Source organism: Nostocoides vanveenii, from assembly GCF_039531165.1.
In the GTDB taxonomy this organism is placed as follows: domain Bacteria; phylum Actinomycetota; class Actinomycetes; order Actinomycetales; family Dermatophilaceae; genus Nostocoides_A; species Nostocoides_A vanveenii.
The window spans coordinates 73,093-97,017 of sequence record NZ_BAAAPN010000057.1; the positions used below are offsets into that span (position 1 = coordinate 73,093).

The 23,925-nt window shown below is 68.9% G+C and carries 19 protein-coding genes and 1 pseudogene; 7 read left to right on the plus strand and 13 right to left on the minus strand.

The features are described from left to right. Positions 1-124: 124 nt before the first annotated feature. From ABD209_RS13275 to ABD209_RS13300, 6 genes are all read right to left on the minus strand, one after another. The gene (locus tag ABD209_RS13275; RefSeq protein WP_344067210.1) at positions 125-1,234 is read right to left on the minus strand and encodes a hypothetical protein; all 1,110 of its coding nucleotides are present in this window, start codon (positions 1,232-1,234) and stop codon (positions 125-127) included. Between the two features lie 58 nt (positions 1,235-1,292). Continuing rightward, positions 1,293-1,592: a sigma factor gene (locus ABD209_RS13280; RefSeq protein WP_344067213.1), complete on the minus strand. Its 300-nt coding sequence runs from the start codon at positions 1,590-1,592 to the stop codon at positions 1,293-1,295. A gap of 83 nt (positions 1,593-1,675) precedes the next feature. Beyond that, complete coding sequence (locus ABD209_RS13285) at positions 1,676-2,296, minus strand: NAD(P)H-dependent flavin oxidoreductase (RefSeq protein WP_344067215.1); 621 nt, start codon at positions 2,294-2,296, stop codon at positions 1,676-1,678. A gap of 201 nt (positions 2,297-2,497) precedes the next feature. Further along, positions 2,498-2,695 (minus strand): nitronate monooxygenase, encoded by a 198-nt coding sequence (locus tag ABD209_RS13290; RefSeq protein ID WP_344067218.1) that lies wholly within the window; start codon positions 2,693-2,695, stop codon positions 2,498-2,500. Between the two features lie 5 nt (positions 2,696-2,700). Continuing rightward, complete coding sequence (locus tag ABD209_RS13295; RefSeq protein ID WP_344067222.1) at positions 2,701-3,120, minus strand: type II toxin-antitoxin system VapC family toxin; 420 nt, start codon at positions 3,118-3,120, stop codon at positions 2,701-2,703. Next, positions 3,104-3,340, minus strand: a complete 237-nt coding sequence (locus ABD209_RS13300) for a FitA-like ribbon-helix-helix domain-containing protein (RefSeq protein ID WP_324386976.1) — start codon at positions 3,338-3,340, stop codon at positions 3,104-3,106. Before ABD209_RS13300 ends, ABD209_RS13295 begins: the two co-directional genes overlap by 17 nt. A 167-nt stretch (positions 3,341-3,507) precedes the next feature. On the opposite strand from ABD209_RS13300, the gene clpB reads away from it, so the two are divergent. Next, on the plus strand, positions 3,508-6,069 hold the full coding sequence (gene clpB, locus ABD209_RS13305; protein WP_344067225.1) for an ATP-dependent chaperone ClpB: 2,562 nt from the start codon (positions 3,508-3,510) through the stop codon (positions 6,067-6,069). A 95-nt stretch (positions 6,070-6,164) separates the two neighbouring features. Here the strand turns inward: clpB and ABD209_RS13310 are convergent, their stop codons facing one another. Further along, the gene (locus ABD209_RS13310; protein ID WP_344067228.1) at positions 6,165-8,000 is read right to left on the minus strand and encodes a DUF2207 domain-containing protein; all 1,836 of its coding nucleotides are present in this window, start codon (positions 7,998-8,000) and stop codon (positions 6,165-6,167) included. Between the two features lie 346 nt (positions 8,001-8,346). Between ABD209_RS13310 and ABD209_RS13315 the strand changes: the two genes are divergently transcribed. Both ABD209_RS13315 and ABD209_RS13320 read left to right on the plus strand, forming a co-directional pair. Next, positions 8,347-9,840: a hypothetical protein gene (locus ABD209_RS13315; protein WP_344067231.1), complete on the plus strand. Its 1,494-nt coding sequence runs from the start codon at positions 8,347-8,349 to the stop codon at positions 9,838-9,840. A 216-nt stretch (positions 9,841-10,056) separates the two neighbouring features. Continuing rightward, positions 10,057-12,519, plus strand: coding sequence for a glycogen/starch/alpha-glucan phosphorylase (locus ABD209_RS13320; protein WP_425564683.1), 2,463 nt, complete (start codon positions 10,057-10,059; stop codon positions 12,517-12,519). Positions 12,520-12,715: 196 nt separating this feature from the next. Here ABD209_RS13320 and ABD209_RS13330 read toward each other — a convergent pair. Further along, a pseudogene (locus ABD209_RS13330) lies at positions 12,716-13,776 on the minus strand (LLM class flavin-dependent oxidoreductase). 116 nt (positions 13,777-13,892) lie between these two features. Between ABD209_RS13330 and ABD209_RS13335 the strand changes: the two are divergent. Then, on the plus strand, positions 13,893-16,103 hold the full coding sequence (locus tag ABD209_RS13335; protein ID WP_344067498.1) for an FUSC family protein: 2,211 nt from the start codon (positions 13,893-13,895) through the stop codon (positions 16,101-16,103). Between the two features lie 99 nt (positions 16,104-16,202). On the opposite strand, the gene ABD209_RS13340 is transcribed toward ABD209_RS13335, so the two are convergent. Further along, positions 16,203-17,660 carry a hypothetical protein gene (locus ABD209_RS13340; RefSeq protein WP_344067234.1) on the minus strand — a complete coding sequence of 486 codons (1,458 nt, stop codon included), beginning with the start codon at positions 17,658-17,660 and terminating at the stop codon, positions 16,203-16,205. Then, positions 17,657-18,274 carry a histidine phosphatase family protein gene (locus tag ABD209_RS13345; RefSeq protein ID WP_344067237.1) on the minus strand — a complete coding sequence of 206 codons (618 nt, stop codon included), beginning with the start codon at positions 18,272-18,274 and terminating at the stop codon, positions 17,657-17,659. Before ABD209_RS13345 ends, ABD209_RS13340 begins: the two co-directional genes overlap by 4 nt. Positions 18,275-18,325: 51 nt before the next feature. Between ABD209_RS13345 and ABD209_RS13350 the strand changes: the two genes are divergently transcribed. Next, positions 18,326-19,015 (plus strand): LppX_LprAFG lipoprotein, encoded by a 690-nt coding sequence (locus ABD209_RS13350; protein ID WP_344067240.1) that lies wholly within the window; start codon positions 18,326-18,328, stop codon positions 19,013-19,015. A 16-nt stretch (positions 19,016-19,031) separates the two neighbouring features. Continuing rightward, positions 19,032-20,720: an MFS transporter gene (locus ABD209_RS13355; protein WP_344067242.1), complete on the plus strand. Its 1,689-nt coding sequence runs from the start codon at positions 19,032-19,034 to the stop codon at positions 20,718-20,720. Between the two features lie 5 nt (positions 20,721-20,725). Here ABD209_RS13355 and ABD209_RS13360 read toward each other — a convergent pair whose 3' ends face one another. Beyond that, a complete protein-coding gene (locus tag ABD209_RS13360; RefSeq protein WP_344067244.1) occupies positions 20,726-21,214 on the minus strand; it encodes an META domain-containing protein in 489 nt (162 codons plus the stop codon). A 50-nt stretch (positions 21,215-21,264) separates the two neighbouring features. Between ABD209_RS13360 and ABD209_RS13365 the strand changes: the two genes are divergently transcribed. Further along, a complete protein-coding gene (locus ABD209_RS13365; protein WP_344067246.1) occupies positions 21,265-21,879 on the plus strand; it encodes a GrpB family protein in 615 nt (204 codons plus the stop codon). A 179-nt stretch (positions 21,880-22,058) separates the two neighbouring features. Here ABD209_RS13365 and ABD209_RS13370 read toward each other — a convergent pair whose 3' ends face one another. Next, the gene (locus tag ABD209_RS13370; RefSeq protein WP_324387776.1) at positions 22,059-22,928 is read right to left on the minus strand and encodes an alpha/beta fold hydrolase; all 870 of its coding nucleotides are present in this window, start codon (positions 22,926-22,928) and stop codon (positions 22,059-22,061) included. Continuing rightward, complete coding sequence (locus tag ABD209_RS13375) at positions 22,921-23,706, minus strand: exodeoxyribonuclease III (protein WP_344067499.1); 786 nt, start codon at positions 23,704-23,706, stop codon at positions 22,921-22,923. Before ABD209_RS13375 ends, ABD209_RS13370 begins: the two co-directional genes overlap by 8 nt. Between the last annotated feature and the right edge of the window lie 219 nt (positions 23,707-23,925).

The following is a 23,925-nucleotide window of genomic DNA, read 5'->3' on the forward strand; positions in this document are numbered from 1 at the left end:
GACGCACCCGGCGGCGAGCGGCCACATGTCACCCGGGGTGCCTGAGGGGGCGGCGGCCACTTCCATCCGCACTCGGTCGCTGGCGCGGCTGGCAGGGACCACCACGTGGCACCCCGCGTTGCGGTCACCTCAGTCGAACCGGTCGCGGTGAAGCGGCCGGGGCGCTCAGTCGCAACCGGTCGCGGTGAAGCGGCACAGGCCTTTGCCGAGGGTGGCCAGGAGTTCCTGATCGCCGGTCGTCCAGGCGATGGCGTTGTCCGGCGTGGCCTTGGCCTCGCTGGTGGACCACACCATAAGCAGGGCGTTGCCGATCCGCCGGACCCCCAAGGTGCCCTCTGCCCACGTAGAGCGCGCCGGTCTGGTCGGTCAAGGTCTGGACGATCAGGAGGTCGTCGCCGTCGGAGGTCACCGCATACGTGCTCATGAGGTCCGGCGGACCGGCGACGGCGGTCCCCGAGGCCAGGTTGGCGGCCTCGCCCCAGGCGCGCATGGCGTCGTAGGCCGTGCTGTCGTCCGCATGCAGGGTCAGCCACCGAATCTGCTGCGCGGCAGGGTCTTTGACGACGGCAACGTGCTGGTCGGCCGGGGTGATCGACGATCCGGTCAGGCCCAATGGTGCCCGCGCCGCGGAGGCCGAAGCGGGCTCGGTGACGGTCCGTTCGCCGCCGCTCACCACATCCGGCGCGAGAGTCACCGCGCCGATCGATGTCATCCAGGTGACGCCGGTCGCGGCGGTGAAGTTGTCGTCGGTGTTGGGCGTCCGATCCTCCAGCGGCGGACCCAGCCGATCAGATCGGGCCGGTTGAGTTCGACGTAGCCGGTAGTGCCGGGGCACGCCGCGGCATACCGTTGTCCGTCGGGTATGCCGTTCCGGTCGCCAGATCTTGGCACCCTGCGGGAGGATCGCGTCATTGCCCAGCAGGGCACCGGGATTGCTGCGGCTCTCCGTGGACAGCGTCCCGGGTGGCAGGACGAGCGCCGTGGCGATGCCCTGCTCGCCGGATGGGCCGGGCAAGCGCAGCGCAAGGCAGTCGGTGTCGGTAATGAACGCCGTTCCCGAGATCACGTCGGGCCCCGCTAGCAGGGCCGTGCCGCCAGCAGGCAGCGCGAGGATGTGCGGGTAGTTGCCGATCAGGTCCGCATCCCCCGGTGCCGGGCTGAAGCGCGTGGTGCTTGCCGGGTCGGATGGGGCGCTCGACGCCAACGGATTCCAGATCGCGGCGCCCGCGCTCACACCGGCCGTCGCCAGAGGAGACCCCCTGCGGTCGCAAGATGGCGCCGAAGGGCCGCGACTAGTGTGCCCGGTCGAGACTGAGTTCGTCGGGCACGCGCTGCTCGGGCAGCAGCCGCGTCAACTCACGCCCGCGCGCCAGCCGGCGCCAGCGGCTCACGGCATACCGATGGGCGGTGGTGCGGATCCAGGCGTCGCGGGACGCGACATCGGTCAACGCCGCTCGGCGATCCCAGAAGCGGACGAACGCCTCCTGAAGCGCGTCCTGCGCCTCGGCCCGGTCGCCAAGGATCAGCGTGAGCTGACCGACCAGCCGCGGGTATGCCGTGGCATACCACCGGTCGAACTCCGCGGGGTTCATCTCGACCTCCTCGTGAACGCATTGTCGTGATAGAGACGCACGGGGGCAGGCAGATGGTTGTCGTTGACTTGAGCCCAGGCAATCTAGGTAGTCAGCAAGCGCGCCACGTCGGCGCCCGAGAGGTCGGTGCCAGCGCGCCAGCCGGCGCCGGCCCACAGGCGGGTCCATTCGGCATCGCCGTCCCTGGTTGCGGCGGCCCCGCAGCGGCCGGGTGAGTTGGTGCACTGCGGGATAGCCGATCGGCGCGACTGCATCGAGTTGTGCCGTAAGGAATTGCGCAACCCTCGGGCGACGCGTCCCGTGAAGGGCCGGGTGGCCAGGGTCTCGGTGAACCGGCCGTCGACAAGTGCGGCACGGTGCGTGGCGCTCGTGCCGGCCTCCGGGGAGCGCAGGAAGGCCGTGCCGCATTGCGCCGCGAGGGCGCCCAGATCGAGCACGCGACGGACATCCGCGGCCGACGTGAGCCCGCCCGCCGCGATCAGCGGCAGCGCGATGGTCGCGCGAACAGCCGCGAGCAACTCGTCGAGTGGGCGGGTGTCGGGTTCGGTGGCCGCTGAGTGCGTCCCCCGATGACCGCCGGACTTCGGGCCTTGCACGACGAGCGCGTCGACGCCGAGGGCGTCGGCGGCCAGCGCGTCCTCGAGTGACGTCACGGTCGCCAGCACGACGATCCCGGCAGCCCGCAAGCTCGCGATCTCGCCCACACAATGGCAGGCCGAAGGTGAACGAGACCACCGGGATCGCGAGGTCGGCGAGCAGGTCGACCTTGGCGGCGCGGTGATCGTCGTCGTCCGAATCGCTCAGGCCCAGATCGACGCCGAGGCGAGCGGCCCCCGGGGCGAGCCGATCGGCATATCTGCTCATCGCGTCCATGTCGACCGGATCACGTTTCAGTGCAAAGAGATTCACCCCGAAGTGCGTGGCGCCCGCATGCAGACTGCGGCTGGCTTCCTGGCCAGCGCGTCCGGAGTCGTGTTCCCGGCAGCGAGGAAGCCGAGCGCGCCGGCGCCGGACACTGCGGACACGAGTTCGGGGGCCGAGGGGCCGCCGGCCATGGGGGCGAGGGCAATGGGGCCGGGGAGCCAATCGGGCAGATCGGGCATACCCGTCAGTTTGGCCCGGGTGGGGTCAGAAAGGTGCATCGGGCCCCCGGCGTCGTAGGGATGGCGGCGTCGAGCGTGGCCAACGGGAGCCCGAGTGCTTCCGCGAGGGCGACGTAGCTCGCGTCATACGACGTCAACCTGTGTCGCAACTCCCAGGCGCGAAATGCCAAGGGAGCGTAAGGCCACACGTCGAGGTCGAGGGCGAGCAGGTCGCGATGGGCGCCCTCCGCTTGTCGGCCACTGATCGAGCCCGACCGCTCCAATCGCCGAATGGCATTCGCGCACTCGGGCAACACGTGGTGGGGCGAGTGCAGGACCGAGCCGAGACACAGATCCTCCGCCCACTCAGGCCCTGCCCCGACCGCCGTGACCATCGAGACCAGAACCGCGGCGTCGACGACGAACTCGCTACCTCCGGTCAGCATGGATGGAGTCCAGGATCTCCTCGACGGTCAGTTCGACCGGTTCTTCGGCCTTGCGCGCGCGGACCCGCTCCAACCACAGGGCCGGATCGGGGCGACTCGCGAGCCGGACGAGTTCACCCCGGAGGTATTCCTGCATCGATCGCCCATCCCGGGCGGCGCGGGAGGCCAACTCGCGCACGGCCTCGTCGGGGACGTTGCGGATGGTGATCGATTTCGGCATAGCCGGATCCTAACGGCAATGCATGCATTATGCAGGCGCACGCGGCGCCTGGGGCCGGTGAGTCCCGAGCCGTGAAAGTTGAGCGGAATACACTCAACGTTGGTCGCGTTGTTTCTGGTAAGACAGAACCAAACCCCTGCTCAAGATTCAAGGAGTCATACACCTTTATGGAACTTAAGCCGACGACCAAGGTTGCCGAGATCCTCGCCGTGGCGCAGCGCTCGGCGCAGGCGGCCGGCAACCCCGAGATCACCCCTGCCCACCTCGCGCTCGCGATCACCGAGGTGCCGGAAACGACCGTGCCCGCCCTTCTCGCAGCCGGAGGCACCAGCCCCGAGGCCGTCGCCGCGGCGGCGCGCGCCGAGCTTGGCAAACTCCCGCGCGTCAGCGGCTCGACGAGCGGACCCGGCTTCGGCCAGGCAGTCCTGCCCGTCCTCACCCAAGCCAACACCTTGATGCAAGCCTGGGGCGACACCTATCTATCCACCGACGCCCTCGTCCTCGCGCTGGCCGAGAAGGGCGCGCTCAAAGGTGTCGACGCCAAGGCGATCGAGGCCCAGATCGAGCATCTGCGTGCCGGCCGCAAGGTCACCAGCGAGAACCCGGATGCGACCAGCGAGGCGCTCGACAAATACTCCACGGACCTGACCCAGGCGGCTCGCGACGGCAAGCTCGACCCGGTGATCGGCCGCGACACCGAGATCCGCCGGGTCGTGCAGGTGCTCTCGCGCCGCACCAAGAACAATCCCGTCCTCATCGGCGAGCCCGGCGTCGGCAAGACCGCCGTCGTCGAGGGACTCGCCCAACGCATCGTCGACGGGGACGTCCCGGAGTCGTTGCGGGACAAGCGACTTCTCTCCCTCGACCTCGGCGCGATGGTGGCCGGCGCGAAATATCGGGGCGAGTTCGAGGAGCGGCTCAAGGCCGTCCTGGAGGAGATCAAGGCCAGCGACGGACAGATCATCACCTTCATCGACGAGTTGCACACGGTCGTCGGAGCCGGGGCGACCGGCGAGGGCGCGATGGACGCCGGCAATATGCTCAAGCCGCTCCTCGCGCGCGGCGAGTTGCGCCTCGTCGGCGCGACCACCCTCGATGAGTATCGCAAGCACATCGAGAAGGACCCCGCGTTGGAGCGCCGTTTCCAGCAGGTTTTCGTCGGTGAGCCGAGCGTGGAGGACACCATCGCGATCCTGCGCGGCCTGAAGGAACGCTACGAGGCCCACCACAAGGTTGAGATCGAGGACACTGCCCTCGTGGCCGCCGCCTCGCTGTCGGACCGCTACATCACCGGCCGGCAGTTGCCCGACAAGGCCATCGACCTCGTCGACGAGGCGGCCTCACGGCTGCGCATGGAGATCGACTCCAGCCCGGTCGAGATCGACCAACTGCGTCGCTCGGTTGACCGGATGAAGATGGAGGAGCTGCACCTCGCCCGCGAGAAAGACGACGCCAGCAAAGAACGCCTGGCCAAGCTGCGCGCAGAGCTGGCCGACAGCACCGAGGAGCTCAATGCGCTCACCGCCCGGTGGGAGGCGGAGAAGTCGGGGCTGAATCGCGTCGGCGACCTCAAGGTCCAGCTCGACGATCTGCGCACCCAGGCCGAACGCCTCCAGCGCGAGGGCAAATATGAGGACGCCTCGCGGCTGATGTATGGCGAGATCCCTGCGCTGGAAAAGGAGCTCGCCAAGGCGAATGAGGACGAAATCGCCCGTGGCACAACCGATCTGATGGTCAAGGAACGCGTGGGACCGGACGACATCGCCGAGGTCATCTCGGCCTGGACGGGCATCCCGGCCGGTCGTTTGCTCCAGGGCGAGACCGAGAAGCTGCTTTCGATGGAGTCGATCATCGGTTCGCGTCTGATCGGCCAACAGGCCGCGGTCGAGGCCGTGGCCGATGCGGTACGCCGCTCCCGGGCCGGCCTGGCCGACCCCGACCGGCCGACCGGATCCTTCCTCTTCCTCGGCCCCACCGGCGTCGGCAAGACCGAACTCGCCAAGTCGCTCGCGGACTTCCTGTTCGACGACGAGCGGGCCATGGTCCGCATCGACATGTCCGAGTACTCCGAGCGGCACGCGGTCGCCCGCCTGATCGGGGCGCCCCCCGGCTATGTCGGCTACGAAGAGGGTGGCCAGCTCACCGAAGCCGTACGCCGGCGCCCCTACAGCGTCGTGCTCCTCGACGAGATCGAGAAGGCCCACCCGGAGACCTTCGACATCCTTCTGCAGGTCCTCGACGACGGGCGCCTGACCGATGGCCAGGGCCGTACGGTCGACTTCCGCAATGTCATCCTGGTGCTGACCTCCAACCTCGGCTCGCACTACCTCATCGACCCGACGCTGAGCGAGGAGCAGAAGCGCGAGGCCGTCATGTCCACGGTGCGCGCGTCCTTCAAGCCGGAGTTCCTCAACCGGCTCGACGAGGTGGTCATCTTCGACGCCCTCACTCAGGCGGAGCTGACGCATATTGTTGACCTGCAGGTGCGCCAACTCGCGACGCGTCTGCACGACCGCCGGATCACCCTCGACGTGACCGACGCGGCGAAGGCCTGGCTGGCGCAGGCGGGCTACGACCCGGCCTACGGCGCCCGGCCGCTGCGCCGCCTGGTGCAGAAGGAGATCGGCGACCGGCTCGCCCGGGCTGTCCTGGCCGGCACCGTCCGCGACGGCGAGAAGGTCACCGTCGACACTGCGAGCGACGCCGACGGGTTGACGCTGCGGGCCTGAGCCACACGGCATACGGCAATGAACGAGGGGCACCGGTGATCCGGTGCCCCTCGAACAGCGTCGGCGCGCAACGCACCTTGCCGTATGCCGGTGACTCACCAACTCCCGCCGCCGCCACCTCCGCCGCCCCCGCCGGACGACCCGCCGCCGCTCGACCCGCTGGCGGCCGAGCTGCTCACCGACGCGCTCACCAGCGAGGAACCGAAATCACTGGTGGAGTAGGTCGAGTAGAAACCGTCGTTGCGGTTGTCGTCGTACCAGCCGGGTGAGGCGGGGATTCGGCCGGCGGCGGCGAGTTCGGCGCAGACCCGCTGCCACCGGTCGGCGACGCCGAACATGATCGCCCAAGGGAGGTAGTTGCTGAAAATGTCCTCACCCTCCTCGAATCGCAACTGACCCGCTTCGGCCGTCCCGAGGTAGCGGCGGAAGCCGATCATCTGGTCGGTGAGGGCGCGGCCGACCGGCGTCCGATAACCGCGGGTCCAACGATCGGCAGCGTGCAGGAGCAGCAGAGCGACCAGGGCGGCCGGAACCAGCCACAGCCAGCCGGCCGGCCCCAGGGGCAGGATGGCGCGCACGAGGACAAAGCCGGCGGCCGCGATCAGGAGGAGCGCGAGCCAGATCGGCCGGCTGGAGGTGCCGGCATACCACCCCTGGGTCTTGGCTTCGCGATCGAGCACCTTCGTCAGCGCTTGGTCGGCCTTGCTGAAGCGCTGGCTGTCGGCGGCGTTGGTGGCATCGAGGATCAGCGGCTGCTTGGTGTAGCCGAAGGTCGCGTCGACGAAGGCCCGCTGGTAACCCGGCCGGGCACGTTCGAGATCGTGGACCAGGGCCGAGCGCACGAGGGTCGCGTGCTTGCGCTTGCGCTTCGAGCCGGACTGGTCCGGGTCGGCGCGGATGCCGATAACGCCTTGCGTCGCGAGTTCCACGAGCACCGCGGCGGTGCGGCGTTCAGCCGCATCCCGATCGAGCAGCGTGCCACCGAGGGCCGGCGGGACATCCGGCGGGTTGAACTGCACGGGAATGCTGCCCTCAGGGATGGTGTCCTTGACCCACGGTGTGCCCGGGGGAGCCAAGACGCCGGGCGGGGTCGCAGCATACCGGCGGTCGCGGCGACCGAACCGGGCCGCAGCGGCGGCGAGCAGGCCGGCGACGAGCGCGGCCGCCCCTGCGCCGATCGTCACCGGCGTGATATGGGCGTTGGTCAGCAGGCTGCCCTTGGGCAGGATGGTGGGGGTTGCGTGGGCGATCGAGCCGGCGGGGTAGAGCGCGGAGATCGTCACGCCCTCCCCGTCGGTCAGACCGTGGGCATCGAAGGTGGTGAGCGTCTTCGTCCTGGTCGCATCACATCGGGTGGTCGCTCCGGTCATGCCCTGATAACAGACGGCCTTCGTCGCGGTCGCCGGTGCCTTGACCTCGATGTGCAGCTTGGCGATCGCGGCCTGCCAGTCGTTTCCCGTTGCGTTCCAATAGAACTCGGGCTTGCCGCCAGTGGTGCGCAGCGCCCCGGTGAGGCGATAGGTCAGGTGATAGTGCGCCCGGCGACTGGTGATCTCCTTGTCCGCGTCACCGACCTTCGCCTCGATCCAGCTCTTGCGGAAACCCGACCAGTGCACACTCTTGTCGAGCTTCGCCGAGGCGTCCGGCGAGGTCACCGTCAGGTCCGTGATGCCGTATTCGACATCCTCTTCGGAGCTCGAGGAGAACGGCTGCCGGGTGATGAGCGTGCGATAGATCCCGTGCCGATCGGGAGTGGCGAAGGCGTAGTCGATGTCCTCGGCGACATCGATGGTCCCGTCCTTGTCGATGGTGTAGGTGATCCGGTAGTCCTTGATGACATCGCCCGAATCGGCGTATGCCGCACCGCCGGCCGCGGCCCCCATGAGCACTATGGACAACCAGCCGAGCAGCACAAGCGTGAATCGGCGCATCAGGTCCTCCCTCAGTCCGCTCCGTTAGGAGATCAGCGTAGGGAGCGAATCATTCCGCGTCCCGCGAATGACGAACGACAGCCATCCCACCTGGTCCAGAAGCAGCTCAGCGCCGCATCGACGGCCAGGTGTCGCGCATTTCGAGGACGTGCGTTGGCCTCGCTACCCGTGCCAGGCTCATGTCAAGTCGAAAGCCGGATGGAGAGGATGAGGCGTGCCCGGATGCTCGACCTGCGGCTTCGAACTGACCCGGGGTCTCGCGTTGTGTCCGCGCTGTGGCTCGCTGGCCCCGTCCGCCGACGCGGCACCGCCCTCATCGTCGCCTACACGTCGGTTGCAGGCCGGAGTGGCAGCGCTGCTCACCATCGCCACCGGGCTGGTGGTCTGGCTGGCCGTGCGGGGCCCGGATGATCGACCGACCGCTCTGGCAACAACATCGGCGACGACGGCGCGCGGTGTGAGTAGTGCGTCGACGAGTCAGACCGTGCGGACGAGCGCCTCGACGACGTCCACAACCTCCATGACCTCAAGCACGACGACCGACGAACCGACGCCCGCGCCGCTGCGTCCCGATGCCGATCCCGAACTGAAGATTCGGACCTTCAAGAGTTTCGACTTCACCGTCGATTGCCCCGCAGTCGGCGATGAGGGCTCTTGGGATCTGGGAGATCTGGGGCAGTGGGACAACTGGTTTGTCGTCAGGGCGGCCGACTATCTCGCCCTGGTCGACCGAAGCACCCAATCGACGCAGTGGTGCTCGACCATGGCCCTCGGTGGGACGACGGCCGCGCCCATCGTCACATCCGATAGCCCGGTGGGCCGGCCCGACTACACGCCCGCCCTTGACGACAACACTCTTGCTGCGGCGTGGCCGGGCAACGCCGAGCCGGACATTGCGATTCACGCCGGGCGACTCTGGGTCGTTCAGCCGATCGAGATCGTCCGCCCGGACATCCAGTCCCAGCAGCGCCAGTCGTATTCCGTTCTCCTCGGTCTCGACGACACCGGTAAGGTCAGTTGGTTGCGTCAGCTCGATCAGCCCCCGGGCATCACCGGGGCCGGGATCCAGATCGATCGGGACGCGACGACCGGGGAATTGCTCGTGGTTCAGACCTGGAGTGACGACGACGGGGTCGGCCACCTGCGTCTGGGGTCACTCGATGCGTCCACGGGCCTGGTCGCGAAGTGGCGCTCACCGGGCGTCGACTGGGACCTTGATGACCGGGTCTTCATCGGTGGCACCATCGTCCACCGGACCCGCAGCGAGGAAGCGACCGGAACGGCATACGGGATGGCGGTCCGGCGCGTAGCCAACTGGACGCGCCTGGCCGCGATCGGGCCGTGGGATCGGGACCGCCGGTTCCGGGCCATAATGGATCGGCTCGTCATCCAGGGCCCGACGATCGACTACGGGTCGCCGACCAACAAGGTGCTCTCCTACTCCTATGCCGATGGATCCGGTCGGACGATCACGGCACCTTTCCCGATCGACCTCGACCGATGCGTCGGCAATGGTGCGTCGAAGCCGGTGTGCACCGGGACCACGGGAGATGAGAAGGACGCGATCGCGGTCCTGGACGTTGCGCAAGCCAAGGTCGACTGGTGGTGGAAGACCGGGTCTCCGGACCCGAAGACGAAGGTGCCTCGTGCGGTACCACGAGATCTGGCGGCGTGGGGCGATTACATCTACGGCAGCAATGCCGAGGGTGTGCGCTATGTCATGGACGTGGCAACCGGGGCCGATGTGGGCCTCGAAACCGACATCCGAGAGGTGACAAATGCCTATGGGGAGATCAGCATCTTCGGCAACCGGGTCAGCTGGGACATGCCACTTCCCTGAGGAGCGCTTCGCCGGAGGGTGACGCGGGTTACCCAATGTTCAGCGACGACGCCATGGCGCCCGCCGGTGCGGTGCGTTAGCGTGCCAAGCGGGCTGAGGCTGCTCGCCCGGATCACCGACGACAGCGAGGCTGCTGTGAGCGACGTGCCTGACACCCCCGAAGCCCCTTCGCGCGACTTTCGCCGGCTCGGCCCGCGCGCTGCCCCCACCCATCCGCTGGCACTTGTCCCGGCCGTGGGGCCCGAGCGCACGGTCGACGCCTTCGTGCGCGAATATCTGGAGGAGTTGAACTTCAGCCAGGGCGCGCCGCTGGCCCGGTCGACGGTCAACCACCAATATCTGGCGCTGGCCCGCACCGTGCGCAGCTATCTGATGGCCGACTGGCTCGAAACGGCGGCGCGCCGGCGTGAGCAGCCGACCAAGATGGTCGGTTATCTGTCGGCCGAGTACCTGCTCGGCCGGCAGCTGGACAATGCACTCCTCAACAGCGACCTCGCCGAGATCGTCGAGCAGGCAATGGCGGCGCTGGGGTTGGATCTGAACGAGTTGCGGGCCCAAGAGGTCGAACCGGGCCTCGGCAATGGCGGCCTCGGCCGCTTGGCGGCGTGCTTCGTCGACTCGCTGGCCACCATGGACGTCAGCTGCATCGGCTTCGGCATTCGCTATGAATACGGCATCTTCACCCAGGTCTTCACACCGGACGGGCGGCAGGTCGAGGCGCCCGACAACTGGCTCGCTCTCGGCGCGCCGTGGGAATTCCCCAACCCCGATCGCGCCGTGCGGGTCAGTTTCGGCGGCCATACCGAGACGTATGCCGATGACTCCGGTCGCGAGCGACGCCGCTGGGTCCCCGGCTGGAGCGTGCGGGGAATTCCCTACAACTACATGGTGCCGGGCTACCGCAATGGCGTCGCCAACACCTTGCGGTTGTGGAGCGCGGAGGCGACCAGCGCTTTCGATCTGGAGACTTTCAACTCCGGGGACTATGTCGATGCGGTCCGCGCACAGACCTTCGCCCAGAACATCTCGAAGGTTCTCTATCCCGAGGATTCGACGCCGCAGGGGCGCGAGTTGCGCTTGCAGCAGCAGTACTTCTTCGTCGCCTGTTCGATCAACGACTATCTCCACGGGACGCTGTCCAAGGACTTCGACCTGACGCGCCTACCCGAGCAGATCATCTTCCAGCTCAACGACACTCACCCGGTCATCGCCATCCCGGAGCTGATGCGGATCCTGCTCGACGAGCACGGCATGAACTGGGATCAGGCGTGGGCGATCACCTCCCGCTGCTTTGCCTACACCTGCCACACGCTGTTGCCGGAGGCCCTCGAGGTGTGGCCGGCAGACCTCGTCGGGCGGTTGCTGCCGCGGCACCTGGAGATCATCTACGGCATCAACGACCAATTCCTCGACCTGGTCCGAGCCACCTATCCGGGTGACGAGCTGCGGGTCCGTGCGATGTCGATCGTCGCTGAGGCCCCCTTCAAGGGCATCCGCATGGCGCACCTCGCCGCGGTCGCCGCGACGAAGGTCAACGGCGTCGCCGAACTGCACTCGACCTTGCTGCGCGAGAAGGTGCTCGTCGACTTCGCCCGCCTGTGGCCGGAGAAGTTCACCAATGTCACCAATGGCGTCACGCCACGCCGCTTCGTGCGGATGGCGAACCGGCCGCTCGCCGACCTGATCACCTCGACCATCGGCGACGGCTGGGTGCGCGACCTGGAGAAGTTGCGCGAGTTGGAGCCGTATGCCGACGACGCGGCTTTCCGAGAAGCGTTCCGCGCCGCGAAACGCGCCAACAAGGAGAGGCTCGCCGGCATTGCCCTGCGCACCGGAGATCTCGTGCTGCCGACCGACCATCTCTTCGATGTGATGGTCAAGCGGCTGCACGAGTACAAGCGTCAACTGCTCAAACTCCTGCACATCGTCACGACCTACGAGTCGATCATCTCCGGCGAAGTGACACCCGAGCAGGTCACGCCACGCGTCGTCATCTTCGGTGCCAAGGCGGCTCCGGGCTATCGAATGGCCAAGGAAATCATCCACCTGATCAACAGGGTCGCCGCCGTCGTCAACGCCGACGAGCGGGTCTGCGGGCGCCTGCAGGTGGTCTTCCCGGCCAACTACAACGTCACGCTCGCCGAGCGCATCATCCCTGCCGCCGATCTGTCGGAGCAGATTTCGTTGGCCGGCAAGGAGGCATCGGGCACGGGCAATATGAAGCTCGCCCTCAATGGCGCGTTGACGATCGGGACCGACGACGGGGCGAATGTCGAGATCCGAAGGCTCGTCGGGGATGAGAACTTCTTCCTCTTCGGTCTGACCGAGCCGGAGGTCGCGGACTTGCAGCGGCAGGGCTACAGCCCGGGGTCCTACTTCGAGTCCAATCCCACCCTGCGCCGAGCGATCGGCCTGATCGCGAGCGGGCACTTCACCGACGGTGACCGTTCGGTGGTCGGCCCGATCGTCGGCGACCTGCTCGCCAACGATCGCTACCTCGTGCTGGCCGACTTCCAGTCGTACCTGGACGCGCAGGCGCGGGTGGATGCGGCATACGGCGATCAGGACGCTTGGTCGCGCTCGGCGATCCTCAACGTCGCCCGGTGCGGCTTCTTCTCCTCCGACCGCGCAATGCGCGACTACATCGACCGGATTTGGGGCGCCGAGGTCCGCCGCTGACCCACTCAGCGCTTGCTGGTGACGTTCGAACAGGGTAGGCCGTAGTGGAGGCGCCCTAACCTCTGCTAGCAGGGTTTAGGTCACCTCGAGCACGTTCGAACCTGCTGTACGTGACCTAACCTCTGCTAGCAGGGTTTAGGTCGCGGGCAGCACGGTGGACCCTGCTGGAGGTCACCCAACCTGCGCTAAGTCGGCGTCAGGCAGACAGTCGTGCCAGCATCTGCTCGAACGGGACGAGGCTGTCCGTCCCCGGCTCCTGATCCCGCTTGCTTGCCTGTGGGCGGGAGATGAGCGCCGCCGCCAACTCTCGGGCGGGGCGCTCGACGCGCCCAGCGAGCGCGGCGGAACCAGGCCCGCCGAAGTCGGCGGTCGCGGCATACACCGCGGTGCTCACAGGTGCCGCTGCCAGGTGGCTGAACAGCGGCCGCAGGGCGTGCTCCAACGTCAGCGAGTGTCGCTCGGTGCCGCCCGTCGCAGCCAGCACAATCGGCTTGTCGCGCAAGGCATCCGGCTCCAGGACGTCGATGAAGGACTTGAAGAGCGCCTTGTCGATGACCTGCTGGGGCGAGCCGACGGTCAGCGGGGTCTCGCGCGTGAAGCTCTCCAGCGAAGGGCCGTGTCCGTAGACCGGGGCATTGTCGAAATACGGCCGGAACTCCCGGACGGCGTCCTGGCTGTTGGGGCATGAAGACCTGCCCGCCGAGCCCGACGATCGCTTGATCGGCGCGGCCGTGACCATAGTGCTCATAGCGCTCCCGGTAGAGCAGCACCATCTGCCGGGTGTGCGACGCCGGCCAGAAGACGTGGTTGGCGAAGAAGCCGTCGCCGTAGTAGGCGGCCTGCTCCGCGATCTCCGGGCTGCGAATCGAGCCGTGCCAGACAAATGGCGGTATGCCGTCCAACGGCCGTGGCGTGGCCGTGAACCCCTGCCAACCACGGATAGACCGGGCCGGTGTTGCCGCGCCCGAGCATGAGGTCCCTCCGCCCATCGGTTAGGAGCTGGAGCGTGCCATAGTCCTCGGCGATCCGCACGGGGTCGGTCGTCGTGATCAGCGTGGTCGACGTCGAGAGCAGGATCCGCGAGGTCTGCGCGGCGACATAGGCCATCGTCGTCGGGGCGGAGGCGACGAAGGGCGGGTTGTGGTGCTGGCCGAAGGCAACGACGTCGAGGCCGGCTTCGTCGGCCTTCTTGGCGATCTCGACGTGCGCCTTGATTCGCTCGTGCTCGGTCGACGTGCGGCCGGTCGTCGGGTCCATGGTCACATCGCCGACCGTGAAGATTCCGAAGTGCCTCTCTGCCTCGTGTTTAGTTGAGAGTTCAACTAAAATGTTCGCAGGGGTATCCCACGTCTTGAGAGACTGGGCGCGTGACCATGACGCGGGTCCGGGCCGAGGGGGCGCTCGGCCGCGGACGTGACTCGGTGCGCCAGCAGTGGCGCGACGCCCGCGACCGTTTCGTCGCCTCCGACCCCGGGCTGACCAGGCTCCGTCACGGCACGCGGGCGGTGGTCGCGACCTCGACCACGGTCGTCTTGCAGGCGATCTTGTCCACGGCGGCCGGCGCGCCTCGCCCCGCCGCGCTCATGCACGTGATGATCGGCGGGATCGTCGCCCTGAACCTCGCGACCACCTTGAAGGACACCCGCCGGCGCGCGATCGTCACGACCGCCTCTGCCGCGGCAGGCGGTGCCGTGGTGGGTGCGGCGAGCTCGGTGCTGGCCGATCCGTGGCGTCCGGTGGCGCTGACCGTCTTCGTGGCGGTGACCTTCCTGGCCGTCTGGGTGCGCCGCTTCGGGCCCCGCTGGTTCACTGCCGGCTTTGTCATGTGGCAGGCGCATTTCTTCGGGCTCTTCCTCCACCCGCCGGCGAGCGCCCTGCCCGGCATCCTGCTCGCGGCCGTGATCTCGACGGCCTGGGTCGGCCTGCTTCTCGTCACGATCCTCGCGCGCGACCCGGAGGCCACCCTGCAGCGCACGGTGACGGCGCTCCGGGCCCAGGCGCGCTCGGTCCTCAGCGCCTGCCTCGACGTCCTGGCCGACCCCGCGAGCGAGTCCGCCCGGCGCGCGCTCCGGGCCCACCTGATCAAGACCAGTGAGGTGGCGCTGCTCTTCGACGGCCAGCTCGCCGATGCCCGGGCCCTGCCCGAGGGCGTCTCACCGCTGCGTCTGCGGCAGTGGATCATCGACCTCGAGATCGGCGTCGACGAGGTCGCCGGCGCCGTAGTGGAACTCGCTGATCGCCCGCGAGACGATGCGGCGTCCGCGGTCGGGGGCACGCGGCATACGGAAATGGCGATGCGGCGGGCGTTGACCGAACTCGGCTGGTCCCGCTTCGACGAGGCGCGGATGGCGCTCGCCGTGCTGCGCCAGGACGCCCATTGGGGGGAGCACGCGGCGCGGCGGTTCGTCCTCGGTGGCGATCTGCTGCTGACCTCGGTCGAGGACTGGAACTCGGGCACGGTGCTCGAGCAAGCGCGCGCCGAGAATCAGCCGGGATATCAGCCGGTCGTGCAAGTCTCCGGTGACGCGCTGCCGGGCAGCGCGGCGCTGGCCGGCAAGGCCGTGGCGCTGGACGCCGAGCACTGGTGGTCGCCGGGCCGGATGGCCTTCACGACGCGCCAGGCCATCCAGGCGGCGACGGCGGCGGCTCTCGCCCTGCTGCTCGGTGATCTGATCTCGCCGGGACGCTCCTATTGGGCGGCCATCGCGGCCTTCGTCACCTTCACCGGCGCGTCGACGACCTCCGAGACCACGCGCAAGGCGATCGATCGCACCGTGGGCACCCTGGTCGGCCTGGTCGTCTCGATCGGCTTGGCCCACGTCACCGGTGGGCAGCATGTGGTGGCCGGCGCGCTCATGCTGCTGGGGATCTTCCTCGCGTTCTATGTCCAGGCCCTCTCGACCACGTGGATGATCTGCCTGATCACCATCGTGCTGGGGCAGCTTTATGAGTTGCTCCGGGACTACACCGAGCACCTGCTGTGGATCCGGCTGGCCGAGACGGCCGCCGGTGCTGCCGCCGGCATCTTCGTGACGTATGCCGTGCTGCCCGTCGCCTCGGGCGACACCTTGGTGCTGGCTCGCCGGCAACTGCTCACGACGCTGGCCGACCTCCTCGAGCGCGTTGGCGGGGCGGTCCGAGTGCCGCCGTCCTTCACCGACCGCGCGACGATCTATCGCGAGGTCGTCGCCCTCGACGAAGCAGCCCGGCAACTCGCGAGCGCCCACGACTCGCTGATCCGGCCGCGCGTTTTCGACGCCGACCACGCCGGCCGGCGCCACCGCGTCGCGGTGCTGGTGGTCTGTGCGTCAGCCGCCAGGTCGCTGGTGCAGGCGGCCCTCGCACTCCCCGCCGACCCGTCCCCCGTGGCCGAGGACGTATGCCGTGCCCTCGCCGCCGAAGCCCGTCGCCTCGCCGACGTCCCCGACTTGAAAGACCAGCGGCCGACGCGCGCGGACGCCCCTGGTATCGCTGGTGAGATCGCCGAGATCCTCAGCGGCACAACGGATCTGCCCGTCGTCTTCACGCGGCGCTGCCGCCGGTTGGCGGACGCACTCGGCCTGCTCTCGCCGCGCGCCCGGTGATGCCGGCGCGTGGTGAGGCCGCTCACCCGCAGACACCCTCCCTGAAGTAGGTGGCGTGATTACCCCACCTTCTGCACGGTAGGGCGCTTGCCCGGTCGGTCAGCGGGGGAGCGCGGCCGCATCCATGGCCAGCTGCAGCGACGGACGATTGGCGTACTGCGCGCGGATGCCGCGGATCTCGGCGATGAACTCGTCAGCGAGCCCGGCGCGGGCATACAACTGAAGCATCGTCGCCAAGCGTTCGGCGATCTCCGGATACGTCCGCGTATCTGGGTAGCGCAGGTCGTCGGCCAGCCTGGGGCGGTGGAGGTCGGCAGCATCCTTGGGGTGTGTCGCTTCGAGCGCTGTTGACAGTTGCGACCATTGGGCACCCGCGCCGAACTCGAGGGCTACCGCTCGCGCCTCTTCGAGATCACCGGCCGCCAAGGCCCAGTCGATGAGCACATCGCCCGATGACCTGCTCGCTCGGTCACGGGCCCATGATGTCGCCCAATTCTTTTGGGCCGCAGCGGTTCCGGTCTCACTGCCTACCCGCAGGAGGTGGGCGAGGCTGGTGGTGGACGGGTCCTTGACAAGTAGGGTCCGGGCAAACGCCAGGGCATCATCGACCCGGCCGGCCGCGAGATAGTGGTCCGAGACCGCATCCGGGCTCAGCCAATGACCGCGAAGCTGGGCCCGCGCCGAATACCGCTCTGCCCTCACCGCTTCATCGACAAGCGCCAGGGCGTCGTCCGTTCGGCCTGCCGCGTCGAGGCGCTCGAGGATCTCGTCATACGCGGGGTGCTCCCTGCTGCGGAGGATCGCGATCGCCCCATCCACATCACCGTCGTGATCGGCGAGCTCGACTTGGAGCTGGTGGAGCATGCGGCGATCCCACTCCCGCGCGCCGGAGAGCCGAACGGCATATGCGTCGATCCCCGCGCGGTAGGCCGCCATGGCGCGCTCATCGAAGAGGTCGGCATAGGAGGCGAGGTCGGTGCGAGGCCACCCGGGGCTCGAGGTGCGAAAGGACGTGAGCCACTTCGCGAGCCGCAGGACGTTGGGCGCACCCTCGCGGCACGCGCGGACATGCAGATCGGCGGCCCGCTGGCAACAGGCGCCCATCAGGCCCGCGTCGTCGTAGACGTTCATGACCACTTTGCGCAGCCGGACGGCGGCTTCCTGCAACGGCTCCCGCGTGGCATCGGCCCGGCCGGCAGCCAGGTGTCCTTCGAGCTCGTCGAGCAGCGCGGCGGCGGCAGCGGCATAGGCGGTGCTCTGTCGCCGATCGAGCCGGCGCGGCAGTGTCAGCGTCGCCTTGACGCTCGCCGTCAACGTCGCGGCCAGATCGGCGTCGGTGCCGACCGACGCTGCCGCGCGCACGAGCAACGCCCGCCGGATGCCCGCGTCCGTCGCGAACTCCCGCAGCAGCCCGCGAAGGGCATCCGCGTCGAGTCCGTTGAGGAAACCGGCCAGGAGGTCCTCATCGCTCGCCGTCCCGCCGGGGCCGGGTCGAGCGCCGCGGCCAGCTCGTCGCCGGGTGGGGGCTGCCTGCCCGCCCGCGGCCCGTGGTGTCATGCCGGCTCGAGATCCGGCAGGCGATTCCATGCCAGGATCGCCGGCAGTTCCTTCTCCCAGCCGAGGATGCTGACGGCGCCGGCTTCCAAGGGGAGTTGCGCGGCAAAGCGCAACTCTTGGCGCAGGTAGACGGCCGTGAGGATGCGCAACGCATGACCGTGGCCGACGAGCGCGACATCCCCTGTTCGCAGCGCGCCGTCGATGTGCGCCAGCACGCGGGAGGCGCGGGCGGCGACTTCCTCGAGGGTTTCGCCCGGGGTGGCACCCGGGGTGACGCCGTCGCCGAAGACCGTCCAGGTGGCACCTCGTTGGGCGCGGATCTCCGCGGTGGTCAGCCCCTCGGCCGCGCCGTAGTCCCACTCCAGGAGGTCGGGCTCGATCTCGGGCGTCAGCCCGGCGAGCTCGGCGGTGCGCCGAGCTCGCTGCAAGGGGGAGGTGAGCACCAGCGCGAACTCCCGGCCGCGCAACAGGGTGCCGACGGCGCGCGCGCCGGCGATGCCGCGCTCGGTGAGCGGCAGATCGGTCAGCCCCGTATGCCGTCCGGTCCGCGACCACTCCGTCTCGCCATGGCGCAGCAGCACGAGTTGATGGCGGGGCTCGGCAACGGGGCTCATGGCCAGCCAGCCTAGATGTCGTTGACGGTGGTGGCCGGTATCGTCCTGCCCATGCGCCGTCGCTCCCTCCTGGCTGCCCTGATCAGCCTGCCCATCGCGCTCTCGGCCTGCACGGGGGAGAGCAAGCCGCAGGATCCGACGGCAGCCCTCGCCAAGGCCAAGGCGACCTTCGACACCGCCAAGGCGGTGACCATCGACCTGGCCTCGAGCATCGACATCCCCTCGGGCCACAACGGTGTCAAAGGCGCCAAAGGCACCGGCATCATCGACGCCACCACCCCCAAGTTCAAGGGCCAGGTCACCGCGGTGGTCAACGGCACGCCCGCCACCGTCGACATGGTTAGCATCGGCGCGAAGTCCTGGATGTCGCTCTTCACGCCCAAGCTCGCGCCCGTCGACCTGGCGGACCTGGGCGCGCCGACCCCGAGCTCCTTCTTCGACCCAGCGACCGGCCTCAGTCAGATGCTCGCCAAAGCCACCGATACACGGGCCACGGGCGAACAGCGCTACGGCAAGGAAGTCCTGCAGACCTATGCCGCCCAGCTCCCAGGCTCCCTCATCAAGGCGCTGCTGCGCCTGGGCAAGGACGGCACGACCTTCGACGCCGTCTTCGGGATCGAACCCGCGTCCGGGCAGTTGCGGCAGGCCAAGGTCACCGGCAACTTCTACGAGGGGATCAGCTCGACCTATTCGGTCGTCCTGACCGACTACGGCAAGAGCATTGACATCCCCCGGCCCTGACCCCCCGCTGCCCGCGGTGCCCGGCCCGCACCGGGCCCGCACGCTGCTCACCTTTGCCTCGATCGCCGTGGCGTTGGCCGCTGCCGACACCTATGTCGTGGTGCTCGCGCTGACCGACATGATGCAAGGCGTCGGGCTCGGCATCGAGAACCTCCAACGTGCGGCGCCCATCATCAGCGGCTTCCTCCTGGGTTATGTCGCGGTCCTGCCGTTGATCGGCCGGCTCGCCGACCTCATCGATCGCCAACGCGTGCTGCTCGGTTGCCTGGCGATCTTCGTCGTGGGCTCGGGCATCACGGCCCTCGCCTCGGAGCTGTCGGTCCTCGTCACCGGCCGGGTCATCCAGGGAGTCGGCGGCGGCGGCCTGGTGCCGGCGACCCTGTCCATCGTCGCCGCCCTCTGGCCCGAGGATCGCCGAGGTCTGCCGCTCGGGGTGGTCGGGGCCGTTCAAGAGCTGGGCTCGGTCCTCGGGCCGGTCCTCGGCGCCCTCGTCCTGGCGGTCGCCGACTGGCGGATGATCTTCTGGCTCAACGCGATCGGGGGGATCGTGCTGGCGCTGCTGATCCGGGCAATCGGCCCGGCGACGGGGGCGTCGGCCACGCGTGGCGCAATAGGGCACGTCCTGATCTGGGCGGCCGGGCTCGCAGTGACCGGCCTCGCGCTCTGGGCCCCCGAACGGCTGACCAATTCGGTCAGCTTGGGGATTCCGTTTGTCCCCTTCGGTGACGCGACGGCGCACCTGGCCACTCCGATCGGCGTGGTGGGGCTGGTGCTGGTGGCCGGCGCGCTGGCGATGACACTGCATACGGCCTGGCCGGTGGTGCGGCGGGCGGACCCAGCGGGCGCGGCGCTGCTCGGGGGCGCGCTCGGCTGCGTTGTGCTGACGTTCGCCGCCTCCGACCCCGAGAAGGAGGTCGTCGGCCCGCTCGGCTTCGCGCTCCTTCCCCTGGGCGTGGCCAGCGCGATCGGCTATGCCGTGCTCCACCGCCGATCGGCAGCGCCGGTGATCCCGCGCGGCCTGGTGCGCGGGCGCACGGTCTGGGCCCTTGTGGTCTCACTCTTTGTCGGAGTCGCCCTGGTCGCCGTGATCGTTGATGTCCCTCTGCTCGCGCGCCTGGTGCACACCGACTCCGCCGGCGCGCAACCGGTCGCCACCGAGGGGGCGCTGATCCTCGTGCGCTTCCTGATCGCGGTCCCGGTCGGGGCGCTCCTGGGTGGATGGGCGTTGCGCTGGCTCGGCGACGGTCTGGTCGCGGCCGTCGGCCTCGGGCTGGCGGCCGTCGGCATCGGCCTACTGACGACCTACGGCCGCGGGTCGTTCGCCGGCCCCTTGCCGTATGCCGTGCTCGCGCTTGCCGGTCTCGGCCTCGGTCTCGCCCTGGCCCCGGTCAACAACGCCGCGCTTGCCGAGGCGCCGCAATCGGCCCATGGCACGGCCAGCGCGCTCGTCGTCGTCGCGCGCATGGTCGGCATGGTCGTGGGGATCGCCCTGCTCACCGCGCTGGGCCTGCACCACTACTACCAGGTGGTTGCCGAACTGCCCGATCCGTCGGATCGCAAGGCCCTGGTCGACGCCGCAATCTCGCAGGTGCACTTCGTCTTCCGCGGGGCGGCGGTGGCCGCCGCGCTCGGCGCGCTCAGCGCCGTCGCGCTGGGACTGAAGCGGCGCGGGCAAGTGAGCGGGCAGCATACGTTCGGGTTGTAGGGCGCTTAGCTGGTGGGCGAACTGCTGACCGGAGTGTCCGGGTCGCCGGTCATTCCCGGCTCGGGCGCGAGCGACTTGTCGAATCCGAGCCACCCGTCGTCCCAGACGAGGGAGACATAAGGCCCCGACCAGTCGATGCGGGGGCGCTTGGCGAGGTGGGCGGCGAGCCAGGTGTCCTGGGCCATCAGCTCCGGCGCGCAGGCCATCTCGGTGATGGCGAGATCACCGGCGACCAGGTGCGAGTCGGCGGCACTCGCCGGCCCGGACAGGGTGTTGCAGCCGGCCTGCACGATGATCGCGTCCGGCCTGATCTGCATCGTGAGCACACTGCCCTTGACCAGCGGCGTGGGGGACTGGGCGGTGTTGACGGCGGTATAGCTACCGACGATTTGGCTGAGGTTCTTCACGGGAACAGTGCCGTTCTTCGCGTCACCGCCATCTGCGCAGGCCGTGAGCAGCGCAATGGTGGCGAGGGCGGCTGCGCGAGCGAACATGGGCCTTGGACGTGGCGTCGATCGGCTGCGGTTCCGTCTACCGTTGCGTGATGCCGACTCACCCCCTGTGGCAGCCGTATGCCGTGCCCACCGACGCCGAGATCGCCGCCGCCCGCGTGCAGCCCGCTCCTGCCGAGCGGGTCGAGGTGGTCGCGCCGGACCCCGGCCGGGCTGCGGCCTTTGAACGGGTGCGGGAGCAAATCGGCGCGGCCTTGGGGGCGCGGGCGCTCGCGATCACCCACGTCGGCTCGACATCGGTGCCCGGGCTGGCCGCCAAGCCCGTGATCGATGTCGACCTGATCGTCGCGGACGCGCGCGATGAGGCCGCCTATCTGCCCGCGCTGGAAAGCGCCGGCTTCGTGCTGCGCATCCGCGAGCCGGAGTGGCACGAGCACCGACTGGTCCGCGGCGCCGAACCGGTAGCGAATGTGCACATCTGGAGCCCGGACTGCCTGGAGCCGGCGCGGCACCGGATGTTCCGCGACTGGCTGCGGGCGGACGACGACGACCGCCGCGCCTATGGGGAGCTGAAACTCGCTCTTGCGCACCAAGGTTTCGAGGACGTCATGCACTACAACAACGCCAAGTCGGCGCTGATCTACGACATCTACGAGCGCGCCTTCGCCGCCGACCCCGCCCACCCGCACGACCCACAGCCTCGCTGACCCCGGCCACTCGACGGGTCTGAACCGGCCTTTCGACGGGTCTGAACCGGCCTTTCGACGGGTCTGAACCGGCCTTTCGACGGGTCTGAACCGGCCTTTCGACGGGTCTGAACCGGCCTTTCGACGGGTCTGAACCGGCCTTTCGACGGGTCTGAACCGGCCTTTCGACGTCAGGGACGTCAGGGAGTCGCGTAGGCGATGAGCTGGGCGACGACCTCGGCGGTGGCTTCGTAGCCGAGCATGTGGCCCTTGCCGGGGAACTCGATCAGCGCCGACCCGGGGATGCCCTCGTGCAGCGCATAGGCGTAGGGCGGCGGGGTCAGCCGGTCCTTCGACCCGACCATGATCGTGGTCGGCACCGTGGCCAGCGCGGCGAGCGACGCGCGCTCGTCCATCCCCTCCAGGGCCGTGAAATAGGAGCCCATGTCCTTGATCTTGGTGCCCGCGATCGCCTTGCGCACGAGCGCGACATCGCGGGGGTCGGCGTCGTCGCCGAAGTTCAGGTGGCGCTGATGCCGTTTGGTCACAAAGACCCCTGCGGGGATCCGCGGACCGCGGGCCGCGACGTGCATGACGCCCATCTCGATCTTGCCCACCCATCCGGGGCGCGAGACGTCGGCGGCTGCGGTCCCGAGCAGAAGCACACCCGCGACGCGGGCGATCACGTCGGCGGGGTGCAGGCCCGCATACGCCATGACGGTCATGCCGCCCATCGAGTGCCCGCACAAGACCAGCCGGCCCCGGCCGCCGCATTCGTCGATGACCGCCGCGAGGTCCTCACCGAGCAGCCGGATCGACGGTGCGACGCTGCCGGGCACCGACTCGCCATGACCGCGCTGGTCGTAGGCAACCACCCGGATCGGCAATCGCTCCTGCAGACCGCGGATCACCCGGCTCCACAGCGTGCGGTTGAGTGTCCACCCGTGCGCGAGCACGACCACCGGGAGGGCCGGATCGACCCGGCCCACCGGGTCATACGTCTCGCCGACGATGCGTGCGCCACCCGGCCGGGGGATCTCGAAGCGCTCGCCGCTGAGCCGCTCAGGCATCGGCCAACTCCACGGTGACCGGAGCGTGGTCGGACGCACCCTTGCCCTTGCGCTCCTCGCGGTCGATGACCGCGCCGGTCACCCGCGCAGCCACGTCGGGCGAGCCGAGGACGAAGTCGATGCGCATGCCACGGCCCTTCTGGAAGCGCAACTGCTGGTAATCCCAGTAGGTGTAGACCTTCGGCCCCGGCAGCAGCGGGCGCACCAGGTCGAGATACCCGGCATCGAGGATCGCCGCGAAGGCGGCCCGCTCGCGGGGCGAGACGTGGGACTTGTCGATGTAGAACTCCATCGACCAGACATCCTCATCGCGGGGGGCGATATTCCAGTCGCCCATCAGCACGCTCGGCCCGTCCGCGAGCCAGCCCTGGGCGGCGTCGCGCAACCGGCCGAGCCAGTCGATCTTGTAGTCCATATGGGGGTCAAGGATGTTGCGGCCGTTGGGGACGTAGAGGCTGTTGACCCTGATGCCACCGCAGGTCGCCCCCAGGTGCCGCGCCTCGGCGCTCGTCGCCTCACCCCACAGCGGCGCGTCCGCGAAGCCGGCGACCACATCGGTAAGCCCGACGCGCGACGCAATCGCGACACCATTCCACTGGTTGTAGCCGTGGTGCGCGACTTCGTAGCCCAGTTCCTCGAAGCGGAAGAAGGGGAACTGATCCTCGCGGGTCTTGGTCTCCTGGATCGCGAGCACATCGACGTCGGAGCGCTCCAGCCAGGGGATCACGCGCTCGATGCGGCTCCGGATGGAGTTGACATTCCATGTCGCGATCCGCATCCGGCCACGGTAACCGAGTCCGCGCCCGGGCCGGCGGGCCACCCCCGCACAACGCGACTGGAGGCGACGGCGGGGCGGTTGCGAACGGCATACGGGATCGGGGTAGAGGTGCTGCCTGCTGATCTGGGCGTGCGCGCGGACATGGCGCGCGTCGCCGACCGGGTGGCCGACGCCGAAAGGCCGGTCGAGGTGCTCGTCAACAACGCCGGCTTCGGACTG